Origin of the sequence: Aquibacillus kalidii (genome assembly GCF_014280935.1) — a bacterium.
GTDB lineage: Bacteria > Bacillota > Bacilli > Bacillales > Amphibacillaceae > Aquibacillus_D > Aquibacillus_D kalidii.
In genome coordinates, this window is record NZ_JACLZI010000036.1 from 327257 (window position 1) to 339154 (window position 11898).

The window sequence follows — 11898 nt, forward strand, 5'->3', positions numbered from 1 at the left end:
TGATAAGTTACTAGTGATTTCATCTCAACTACGTAATAAGTTATCGAAAGGTTTATGTGGTTTAAGCTAGGGAACTTCTCCATTCTAGTAAACTAGTTTCTTCTTCAGAGGTGATTTCGCCAACTTTCACTAACTCCTGTAGTAATATATCAAAATTTGTAATAGTTTGTAACGAAAATTTTTGCTGATTAAAGTTTTCCTCTGCCTTAGTCAAACCATAAGTGAATATAGCGATAATTCCTAGTACACTTGCCCCAGCTTCTTGTAAAGCTAGCGCAGAATTAATGGAAGATCCACCAGTTGAAATTAAATCTTCAATAACGACAACCTTTTGACCTTTTGTTACCCTACCTTCTATTTGGTTACCTTTACCGTGTCCCTTCGGTTTAGACCGTACATATACCATAGGTAGATTTAACTTTTCAGCAATCCACGCTGCGTGAGGAATACCTGCAGTAGCACAACCCGCAATAACATCAGGCTTTTCCTCCATATTTTGAATTAGTTCTACAAAGGCATCTGCTATGTTGTTTCGAATATCTGGATACGATAGTGTTAAGCGATTATCGCAATAAATTGGAGAATTAATTCCAGAAGTCCAAACAAATGAACGATCTGGTTTGATTTGTATTGCTTCGATTTCATATAAGGCCTTGGCTACTTCTTGACTTTTAGTCATGTTTTAATTCCTCCAATGCATCGTAATAAGCCTGTTTTGGATTGGTAGATTGTGTAATACTTCTTCCAATCACTAGGATGTCTGAACCATTTTCTTTGGCAAATTTCGGAGTAGCAATTCGCTTCTGGTCGTTGTGCGCAGTATTAGTTAGCCTTATTCCTGGAGTTACTGTTAGAAATTCTGGACTACACGCTTCTTTAATTAAAGCAGCTTCATGCGCGGAACAAACTACCCCATCCCCTCCACTGCTATGAATCAATTTTGCTAAACGTACAGCAGTTTCTTCAAGCGTAGCGTTAACATTCAACTCACCTTGCAGCATTTGTTCATCCATAGAAGTCAGTACAGTTACACCGATAAGTTTAGGAACGTTTTTACCACTTGCTCCTTCGATGAGTCCTTGTTTTGCTGCTTCAATCATATCACTTCCACCTAAAGCATGAACATTTATAATATCAACACCAAGTTGTGCTATATTACGCATGGCTTTTTGAACAGTAGTAGGAATATCGTGAAGTTTAAGATCTAAAAAAATAGAATGATTATCCTTTTTTAACTGTTCAATTACTGATGGACCTTCTTTATAAAAAAGTTCCATTCCAACTTTAACAGGAACTCCTTTTAATTCATTTTCTTGAAGAAATCGCTTTGATTGGCTCCAGTCAGGAAAATCAAGTGCGAGATAAATCCTTGTGTCCATATTCATGCCCCTTTCCCACAGCCTGTTCTACAGAACTAAAACCATATTTCGCTAATACCTCTGGCAATGCTTCTATAATCTCTGGACATACGAATGGATTATGAAAATTTGCGGTACCTACAGCAACAGCATTTGCCCCTGCAAGTAAAAATTCTAGTACATCTTCTGCTGTCATAATGCCACCCATACCAATGATAGGAATCGAAGTCTGTTGCCTTACTTCATAAATCATTCTAATCGCAACTGGTTTGATAGCAGGTCCCGAAAGTCCACCCGTTTTATTTGCTAGTAAAGGTCGCCTAGAATTTAAATTTATCTGCATGCCTGTTAAGGTGTTAATCATTGATAATCCATCAGCACCAGCCGATTCAACAGCTCTTGCCATCGTAGTAATATTCGAAACATTTGGGGAAAGCTTCACATAGACCGGCACTTTGCTTGCTTGTTTTACACTCGCTGTTACTTCTGCTGCTAAAGTGGGATCCGTACCGAATTGAATGCCCCCTTCTTTTACATTGGGACAAGAAATATTCAATTCAATTGCATCTATATTTGCTGTACGGGTAAATGCCTTTGTTACAGCAACATATTCCTCTACTGTACTTCCCGCCACATTAGCAATAATCGGTAGATCATAGTTAGCTAAGAAAGATACCTCATTGTCAATGATTGCTTCCACACCTGGATTTTGTAAGCCAATTGCATTAAGCATACCTGATGAGGTTTCTGCCACTCTCGGTGTCTGATTACCATACCTACTTTCTAGCGTAGCCGCTTTAATAATGATTGCTCCTAGCTTATTCAAATCAAATAATTCACTATATTCTCGACCAAATCCAAAGCATCCTGAAGCTGGCATAATCGGGTTCTTTAACGTCAGACCTGGTATTCTTGTTAGTAATGTCATACTAAAACCACCTCATTTGCTTGGAAAACAGGGCCGTCTTTACATATTTTCTTAAAGCCGTTCGTACCATCGTTCGTTGGAACAACACAAGCGTAACAAGCTCCAACTCCACATCCCATTCGCTGTTCAATTGAAATATACCCGTTTCTATTTTTTAATTGTGTAGAAACCGCTTTTAACATGCCCGTGGGGCCACAAGAAAAGAAATAATCATAATCAATAGGTGTATCGTTTAGTAAATCCGTCACAAAACCCTTGAAGCCATATGATCCATCATCGGTAACAACATGACAATTACCGAGCTCCTTGAACTTCGATTCATAAAAAACATAATCTTTAGACTGAAATCCTATAACAGCAGTAACAGCTACTCCCTGCTTATTTAATTGTTTAGCAAGATAATACAGGGGAGGAACGCCTATTCCGCCCCCTATAATTAAAGCTCTGTCCAATTCAAGTTGATTAATAGGATACCCTGAGCCACAAGGAAGTAGGATATCAAGCTTATCCCCTACTTCAGTTCGACTTAGTTGATCCGTTCCTACACCAACTATTTTAAAAATAATAGTAACGATTTGGCTATCAACATCAACATCTGCTATAGATATAGGTCTTCTTAATAGATTACTAGATCCATTTCCTACATTGATATGAATAAATTGACCTGGACTAATCTGATTTACATATCCTTCAGCATGAAATGTCAATTCTATTGTTTCTTTAGCAATTATTTTTTTTGAAATTATCGTGACAGATGTTTTGTTCATCACAGGACAACAGCCTTTCTCTCAACCACTGGCTTTGCTGTAAACGTAGTGGAATCAATTACATTCAAAATTGCTCCTGCAGTATCTAAGCTCGTTAAACATGCAATTCCATGTTCAACTGCTTCTCGTCTAATTCTAAACCCATCTGAACGTGGTTGTTTGCCAGATGTTAATGTATTAATCACAAATTGTACTTCTCCATTTTCTATAATGGATAACACATTGGTCCCCTCTGAGCCAATTTTCCCAACTTGTTTAACAGGTAGTCCCTGTTCCTTCATATAGCCAGCAGTACCTTCCGTTGCGTATAACTGGAATCCTAATTGATAGAACCTCTTTGCAATTTCTGCAGTTTCTTGTTTGTCTTTATCCGCCACCGTTAATAATACAGAACCCTCCATCGGGATGGATAATCCTGATGCAGTTAAACCCTTATAAAGAGCCTTTTCAAGGGTCTTGTCCCGACCAATTGCTTCACCGGTAGACTTCATCTCAGGCCCAAGCATTGTATCCACACTTCTAAGCTTTTCAAATGAGAACACTGGTACTTTTACGGAAACATGAGGTGGTTCAGGTAATAGTCCATTTTCGTACCCCATGTCAGCAAGAGAATCCCCCAGGATACACCTTGTAGCAAGGTTAGCCATCGTAACCCCAGTTATTTTGCTTAAGAAAGGAATTGTTCTACTCGCTCTTGGATTAACTTCTAATACATAAACTTCATTCTTATGCACAACAAATTGAATATTGATCAGCCCTTTTACTTGAAGCCTAGAAGCTATTTTAATTGTTATATCTACACATTTTTGCTTTACTTCACTGCTAATTCGTTGCGTAGGATAAACAGCTATAGAGTCACCAGAGTGAACTCCAGCTCTTTCTATATGTTCCATCATTCCTGGAATGATCGTTGTATTCCCATCACTGATTGCATCTACTTCAACTTCAATACCCGTTAAATACTTATCAATCAAAACGGGATGCTTATGCTTGATATGATTCGTTTTTGCTAGATAACTAGAAAGTTCATCATCGTTATAAACTATTTCCATTTGACTGCCACCAATTACATACGAAGGTCTTACTAGGACCGGATAGCCAATTTCTTTCGCAGTTTCGAGAGCTTGATTTAGCTGACGAACACTCTTCCCTTTTGGTTGTGCAATATTTAATTCGTTTAATAACTGTTCGAACTTATCTCTATCCTCTGCTGTATCAATCGTTTCAAGTGATGACCCTAATATTCTAACACCTCTACGTTGTAAGCCTTCCGCCAAGTTAATTGCTGTTTGACCGCCAAATTGGACAATTACACCAATCGGATTTTCTAATTCAATAACATGCATGACGTCTTCTAATGTTAGTGGTTCAAAGTAAAGTTTGTCTGAAACGCTAAAGTCAGTAGAAACTGTTTCAGGGTTACTATTCATAATAATTGCTTCATAACCAGCCTCTTTTAGTGCAAGTACAGAGTGCACAGTAGCATAATCAAACTCGATACCTTGCCCAATTCGGATTGGTCCTGAACCGATAACAATAACCTTTTCTCGATTCGTTACGACTGATTCATTTTCTTCCTCATATGTGCTATAGAAATATGGTGTTTCTGATTCAAATTCTGCAGCACATGTGTCCACCATTTTATATACTGGTGTTATTTGATGTTGCTTTCGTAATTCAAAAACCTCATCCACATGTTGACCCCATAATCTTGCAATTTGGGTATCTGAAAATCCTGCTTCTTTTGCAATTCGTAATAATTCTAATGAACCAGAATTGCCAATAAGCTTAACCTCTAAATCAATAATGCCCTTCATCTTAATTAGAAAGTATCGATCTATTTTAGTTAGTTCAAAGATTTCCTCGACAGTTACACCTCGACGAAGTGCTTCTGCTAGTACATAAATACGCTCATCATCTGGTTTGGCAAGTCTTTCTTTTAAGTTTACTGTGTCAACTTTTGTTAGACTTTCTAACCAAAAGTCTTCTGAGCTTATGTCAAGTGATCTAATACCTTTTAGTAAAGATTCTTCAAACGTTCGACCAATGGCCATAACCTCGCCTGTTGCTTTCATTTGCGTTCCTAGTGTCCGATTTCCTGTTGTAAACTTATCAAATGGAAAACGTGGGAACTTTGTCACAACGTAATCAAGTGCTGGCTCATACATAGCGTACGTTATGCCTGTAATTGGATTAATGATCTCATCCAATGTCAAACCAATTGCAATTTTTGCTGCAATCTTAGCAATTGGATAGCCCGTAGCTTTTGATGCAAGTGCAGAGGATCTACTTACCCTTGGATTCACTTCAATAATATAATATTGGAAACTGTCAGGGTCTAGTGCAAGCTGAACATTACATCCACCCTCAATTTGTAATGCACGAATAATCTTTAATGATGCATTTCGAAGCATTTGATACTCGCGATCACTTAGGGTTTGAGACGGAGCAGTTACGATCGAATCTCCAGTATGAATGCCGACAGGGTCAATATTCTCCATATTACAAACAACGATAGCTTGGTCATTTTTGTCACGCATTACTTCATATTCAATTTCCTTAAATCCGGCTATGTTTCTTTCAATCAAACATTGACTAACTGGAGACAATGCCAGCCCATTTCTAGAAATTTCTTTTAATTCCTGTTCGTTGTAACACATTCCGCCACCAGTACCACCTAGTGTATAAGCTGGACGGACAATTAACGGATATCCAATCTCATCAGCAAAATCTAATGCTTGTTGAACCGTATTGACTATTGTTGATTCTGGTACAGGTTCATTTAGTTCATTCATAAGTGTACGGAATTTCTCTCTATCCTCAGCTTGTTGAATGGCATCTAAAGATGTTCCTAGTAATTCGGTATTGTATTCCTCCAATATTCCGGTGGCTTCTAGCTGAACAGCAAGGTTAAGACCTGTTTGCCCACCCAACGTAGGTAAGATGGCATCTGGCTGTTCTTTGCGTATAATTTTTGACAAGAACTCGACCGTCAAAGGCTCCATATAAACTGTATCGGCAATTGTATGATCTGTCATAATGGTGGCTGGATTTGAGTTAGCTAAAATTACTGTGTACCCTTCTTCTTTTAAAGACTGACAAGCCTGCGTACCAGAATAATCAAATTCTGCTGCTTGCCCGATTACTATTGGTCCAGAACCAATCACTAAAATTTTGTTTATATCTGTACGCTTAGGCATGATTCTTCCTCCTTGATCGTTACATGATGTTGGTCAATTTTTGCTAGAAACTTATCAAACAAGTGGTTTGTATCCTCTGGCCCTGGTGAGCTTTCTGGGTGATACTGTACAGAAAAAGCAGGATATTTACTGTGTTCTATGCCTTCAACAGTCTTATCATTTAATGCAATTTGAGTTAGAAGCAATTCTGTTTTCTCAAGAGAGGCTTCATTAACAGCATAACCATGGTTTTGTGATGTAAGATAAGTCTTATTTTCGGTTAAATCTTTAACAGGGTGATTAGATCCACGGTGGCCAAATTTCAACTTCTCTGTATCGGCACCACAGGCTAGTGCAAGAAGTTGGTGACCTAAGCAAATTCCAAATACAGGTATCTCACTCATAATATTATGAATCATTTCAATTGCGACCGGTACGCTCTTCGGATCCCCAGGTCCATTCGTCAGCATTACTCCGTCTGGTCTCAAACGTAAAATACTTTCAGCTGAATAGTGATAAGGAACAACAGTTACATGACAGTTTCTTTTTGTTAATTCTCTTAAAATACCGTGCTTCATGCCAAAATCAACTAATACAATACGATGCCCACGACCTGGAACAACATACGGTTTGACAGTTGATACTCTTTCAACTTGATTGTTCATTTGGGGAGTATTGTTTATTAGTTCAAGTGCACTAGTTACTGATGAACCCACTTCTGTAAACACACCTCGCATCGTACCGTGTTTACGGATGATTTTTGTTAATTTACGCGTATCAATGCCTGCAATTCCTGGTATGCCATTTGCCTTTAAATAACTATCTAAACTTTCTTCATTCCTAAAGTTTGAAGGAGAATCACAAACCTCTTTCACAACTAATCCATGGATGGACGGTGTTATCGTCTCAAAGTCATCACGGTTAATCCCATAATTTCCGATTAGTGGATAAGTCATTGTTACGATCTGACCGCAATAAGATGGATCAGACAATATCTCTTGATAGCCAGTCATCCCAGTATTAAAGACTACCTCTCCCACACTTGCTTGTTCACTTCCAAATGCTTTCCCAGTAAATATGGTGCCATCCTCAAGCACGAGTTGTCGCTTTTCCATAAGAAGCCTCCTCAAAGACGATTTTCCCTTCAACAATGGTCATAACAGGTATTCCATTAACTTTCCAACCATGAAAAGGTGTGTTTTTTCCTTTTGAAATAAAATCATGTTTATTAATTTCTACTTTTCTATTTAAATCAAGCACGGTTATATCTGCAGGTGCTCCAAGCTTTAGTTCTCCGTATGGTAATTTAAATACCTTAGCAGGTTTTACTGTCATCCATTCTAATAATTGGACTAGTGTAACCTTTCCTGTTTCAACGAGATGAGTGTTTAATAGACTGAATGCTGTTTCAAAACCTACAATACCAAATGGAGCAAGTAATAGTCCTTGATTTTTTTCTTCTTCCGTATGTGGCGCATGGTCAGTTGCAATGAAATCAATTGTTCCATCTAATAGTCCCTCTATCAATGCTTGTTGGTCTTCTACCCCTCTAAGTGGTGGATTCATTTTAAAATTTGCATCATCGGAAACAACACTTTCTTCATTTAATAATAGGTGATGGGGAGTAACTTCAGCAGTTACGTTAATCCCTGCACGCTTTGCATCCCTAATCACTCGTACAGATTCTTTCGTACTGACATGACATACATGATAATGACAGCCCGTTGCCTCTGCCAATAGGACGTCTCTGGCGATTTGTACTGATTCACAAATCGATGGAATACCCGGTATATCTAATTGTTTACTAGAAATCCCTTTGTGAATAACCCCTTTATGTATTAGTGAGTTATCTTCACAGTGAGCCACTACAGCCATGTCTAGCCTTGCAGCTTCTTGCATAGCCTTGAGCATCATGTCAGCAGTTTGGACTCCCACACCATCATCAGTAAATGCAAATGCGCCCGCATTTTTCAATTCTTCCATGTTGGTTAACTTTTGTCCTAACAACCTTTCCGTGATCGAGGCATAAGGCAATACCCTTACCTGTGCAGTTTCTTTAATACGTTGAACGATACCATTAAGTGTTTCCGCTGAATCAGGCACTGGTCTAGTATTAGGCATAGAACAGATGGTAGTATAGCCTCCACGAGCAGCTGATTTAGAACCAGTTTCTATTGTTTCCTTTTTTTCTCCACCCGGTTCCCGTAAATGTACGTGTACATCAATAAAACCTGGTGTTACTATATTACCTTGACAATCTACTACATTATCACCATCTAGGATTGTAACCTTTTCGGCAATTTCTTCTATTACCCCATTACTTATGACAATTTCACAGGCGACCTTACTATTATCTACTGCTAACTGCATCGCGTTGATTAAAATTGTTCGCATGATTTAATCCTTCCTTTCCTAGTAGCTTGGACATGACAGCCATTCGAGCTGCAACACCGTTAGACATCTGCTTAAATATTCTAGAACGACCGCACTCAACTAAATCATTGTCTATCTCTACTCCTCGATTAACGGGAGCTGGGTGCATAATTATCGCATGCTTTAACATTTTGCGTTCTCTTTCTTTTGTTAGACCATAGTCTTGTAGGTATTGTGTATCCATGATGACAGACCTACTATCGTGTCTTTCGTGTTGGATACGAAGAAGCATAACAACATCACACTGTTCCATTGCTTCATCCATTGATATATATGGAAAAGGAAGACTTGGATCTTGCCATTCTTTCATGGAAGAGAGGTAGACCTCAGCACCTAGGGTCGTTAACGCATATGCATTTGAACGAGCGACGCGACTATGTTTTATATCTCCAACGATAGCTACTTTTATTCCTTTAAATCTTTTATATTCTTGATAAATGGTTAGTAAGTCTAGTAAACATTGCGTTGGATGTTCTCCTTTACCGTCTCCAGCGTTAATAACGGGAATGGAAATCTGATCGGATAACTCTTTCACAATATTATCTTGTGGATGCCTTACGACTAATAGAGAAGCGCCAAGAGATTCTAATGTCCTTGCCGTATCATAAATACTTTCTCCTTTTTGGACGCTCGAGAAGTCACTTGCAAAATCTAAAACCTCGATTCCTAGTTTTCTCTGCGCAACAATGAAACTCATTTTTGTTCTTGTACTTGGTTCAAAGAAAAGGTTTGCTGCGAACAATTGCTCCCTAAATGGTTCAATACCATGCTCCTTAATTTCATCTGCGGTTTTTATTAACTGTAACAATTCATGTTCAGATAAATTTTTCATGGAAACAAAATCCTTCATTTTTACTCCTCCTCTAACCTATATAAATGATAGTTTCTTAGTTTCTAGCCTCTTGATAAAAAAAACCTCTTTGCGTGGTCGCAAAGAGGTAGACGTGTTCTTGGGTACACGTATCCTAATAGCAACCTTGCAAGCCTCTCGGGACTCGATTAAAGGTTTCATATTTTATTGTTCGTATATACTAACTTGATCCTGTTCGTCTGTTTCACCTAGTTCAACCATAATAACTTCATCATGTGAAGTAGGAATATTTTTTCCGATAAAATCTGCTCTAATCGGTAATTCACGATGACCCCTATCTACTAATACAGCTAATTGAATTTGAGACGGTCTCCCATGATCAACGATTGCGTCCATCGCAGCTCTAACTGTCCTCCCAGTGAAAAGAACATCATCAACAAGAACAATTTTTTTCCCGGATATCCCTTCTATTCTAGTATCTTGAATTTTGGGCTCCTTACTCTCTGCTTGATGGCTTAAATCATCTCGGTATAGTGTAATGTCTATTTCTCCAATTGGTATCTCAACACCTTCAATTTCAGCAATTTTATCCCTGAGCCGATTTGCGAGTGGAATACCTCTAGTTTTGATCCCTACGAGCATTAGATCATCTACACCTTTATTTCTTTCTAGGATCTCATGAGCAATTCTAGTTAAAGCTCTTTTAATTGCTGGTGTATCTAATACAGTTGCTTTTTTGTTCATTGCTCTTATCTCCTTTTTCCCTTAAAAAAATCCCATTTTCCGTGAAGAAAATGGGATTGGACAGACGATTCCTACAATAAATTCGGTCCGTTTCCTTTCCAGCCTCACGGGACTGTCTTTAAAGGGTCATATTGAATTCTTATTTGCTATTATTCCAAATATCTCTACTTCTGTCAACTCATCAAAGCTAAATTTTTTAATAAATCTTGGAATACTTCCGGTGGTTCCACTTCAAATTCAAGCCATTCCTTTGTTCGAGGATGTTCAAATCCTAACACGGATGCATGCAAGGCTTGTCCATCAATATCAAGCGTTTTTCGTGGCCCATACTTTGGATCCCCTACTAGCGGAAAGCCAATATATTGCATGTGAACTCTAATTTGGTGTGTTCTGCCTGTTTCTAACACACATTTTACATGTGTAAATTTTTCACCAAACTTCTCCATCACTTCAAAGTGAGTAACTGCATGTTTCCCACCATCTACTACCGCCATCTTTTGGCGATCTCTAGGGTCTCTTCCTAACGGTGCATCCACAGTTCCATATTCGTGTGTGATTTCTCCATGAACAATTGCTTGATACGAACGCTTCACTGTTTTTTCTTTTAGTTGTTCAACTAAGGAAACGTGTGCCTGATCATTTTTCGCTACCATTAGTAAGCCACTTGTATCCATATCGATACGGTGAACGATTCCTGGTCTAGCAACTCCATTTATCCCTGATAGATCATTGCAATGATAAAGTAAAGCATTTACTAAAGTTCCTGTACCATGACCTGGCGATGGATGTACAACCATACCTCGTGGCTTGTTTACCACTAACACATCTTTATCCTCATAAACGATTTCAATTGGGATATTTTCAGGAATGATATCTAATTCCTGTACCTCAGGGATCTCCCAAATAATTTCAGAACCGACTTGACACTTATAATTACTTTTAATCGTTTCGCCGTCAACTTTAACTAAGTCTGCTTTAATCCAAGATTGAACCTGGGATCGAGAAGCCTCTTTATTTAATTCAGCAAGAACTTTGTCAATTCGCATGCCTTGTTCCTCTGGTTGAATTGTATGATTAAGCAATGTCATGCTTTTATACTTCCTTTCTTTTTCTCATCCAAAAACGTTGCAATTAACACTAAAATAACTCCAGCTACGAGGGCTGAATCTGCCACATTAAAAATCGGATAATCGTAGTTTCCAATATAAATATCTAAGAAATCAACTACTTCTTTGCGGAATAATCTATCGATAAAGTTTCCAATGGCTCCTCCTAAAATAAAAGCAAGTGACCATCCCATAAGCTTACTTTCTTTTGCAAATTTCTGCATGTAATACACTACTGCTATAATGACAATCGTCGTAATAATATAGAAGAAAATCATCTTTCCTGCCAAAATACCCCAAGCAGCCCCAGTATTTCGGTGTGACGTTATGTAGAAAAAATTTTCAATGACAGGAATGCTTTCCCTTAACTCCATGTTTTTAACTACTATCCACTTTGTAAACTGGTCTATAATGATGACGATCAAAGCGATCCAATAGTATCTCACGTTATACGTTCCCCCGTTCTATAATGTTTCTTATCCTTTAGCATTTTATCATAAAATTAGGGAGAATAGGAATTTAGATTACTACAGGTATAAACTCTGCCTACAAAATAAGTTGTAAAACATTTC

General features: G+C 38.2%; 11 protein-coding genes. All 11 read right to left on the bottom strand.

The genetic code is table 11. The features are described 5' to 3' along the window. Positions 1 to 61: 61 nt before the first annotated feature. Positions 62 to 679 carry an orotate phosphoribosyltransferase gene (gene pyrE / locus H7K77_RS09295; RefSeq protein WP_186577526.1) on the bottom strand — a complete coding sequence of 206 codons (618 nt, stop codon included), beginning with the start codon at positions 677 to 679 and terminating at the stop codon, positions 62 to 64. Further along, positions 672 to 1379 (bottom strand): orotidine-5'-phosphate decarboxylase, encoded by a 708-nt coding sequence (pyrF, locus tag H7K77_RS09300; protein WP_186577527.1) that lies wholly within the window; start codon positions 1377 to 1379, stop codon positions 672 to 674. The genes pyrE and pyrF overlap by 8 nt, the downstream gene beginning before the upstream one ends. Continuing rightward, on the bottom strand, positions 1351 to 2286 hold the full coding sequence (locus H7K77_RS09305; RefSeq protein ID WP_186577528.1) for a dihydroorotate dehydrogenase: 936 nt from the start codon (positions 2284 to 2286) through the stop codon (positions 1351 to 1353). The genes pyrF and H7K77_RS09305 overlap by 29 nt, the downstream gene beginning before the upstream one ends. Beyond that, positions 2283 to 3053, bottom strand: coding sequence for a dihydroorotate dehydrogenase electron transfer subunit (locus H7K77_RS09310; RefSeq protein WP_186577695.1), 771 nt, complete (start codon positions 3051 to 3053; stop codon positions 2283 to 2285). Before H7K77_RS09310 ends, H7K77_RS09305 begins: the two co-directional genes overlap by 4 nt. After that, positions 3053 to 6253: a carbamoyl-phosphate synthase large subunit gene (carB, locus tag H7K77_RS09315; RefSeq protein ID WP_186577529.1), complete on the bottom strand. Its 3201-nt coding sequence runs from the start codon at positions 6251 to 6253 to the stop codon at positions 3053 to 3055. The genes H7K77_RS09310 and carB overlap by 1 nt, the downstream gene beginning before the upstream one ends. After that, positions 6232 to 7347 (bottom strand): glutamine-hydrolyzing carbamoyl-phosphate synthase small subunit, encoded by a 1116-nt coding sequence (carA, locus tag H7K77_RS09320; protein WP_186577530.1) that lies wholly within the window; start codon positions 7345 to 7347, stop codon positions 6232 to 6234. Before carA ends, carB begins: the two co-directional genes overlap by 22 nt. Beyond that, positions 7322 to 8626 (bottom strand): dihydroorotase, encoded by a 1305-nt coding sequence (locus tag H7K77_RS09325; RefSeq protein WP_186577531.1) that lies wholly within the window; start codon positions 8624 to 8626, stop codon positions 7322 to 7324. The genes carA and H7K77_RS09325 overlap by 26 nt, the downstream gene beginning before the upstream one ends. Then, entirely contained in the window at positions 8583 to 9515 is a 933-nt protein-coding gene (locus H7K77_RS09330) for an aspartate carbamoyltransferase catalytic subunit (protein WP_186577532.1), read from the bottom strand. Before H7K77_RS09330 ends, H7K77_RS09325 begins: the two co-directional genes overlap by 44 nt. Positions 9516 to 9680: 165 nt before the next feature. Further along, on the bottom strand, positions 9681 to 10220 hold the full coding sequence (pyrR, locus tag H7K77_RS09335; protein ID WP_186577533.1) for a bifunctional pyr operon transcriptional regulator/uracil phosphoribosyltransferase PyrR: 540 nt from the start codon (positions 10218 to 10220) through the stop codon (positions 9681 to 9683). 173 nt (positions 10221 to 10393) lie between these two features. Beyond that, positions 10394 to 11308: an RluA family pseudouridine synthase gene (locus tag H7K77_RS09340; RefSeq protein WP_186577534.1), complete on the bottom strand. Its 915-nt coding sequence runs from the start codon at positions 11306 to 11308 to the stop codon at positions 10394 to 10396. Next, positions 11305 to 11772: a signal peptidase II gene (gene lspA, locus H7K77_RS09345; protein ID WP_186577535.1), complete on the bottom strand. Its 468-nt coding sequence runs from the start codon at positions 11770 to 11772 to the stop codon at positions 11305 to 11307. Before lspA ends, H7K77_RS09340 begins: the two co-directional genes overlap by 4 nt. Positions 11773 to 11898 lie beyond the last annotated feature (126 nt).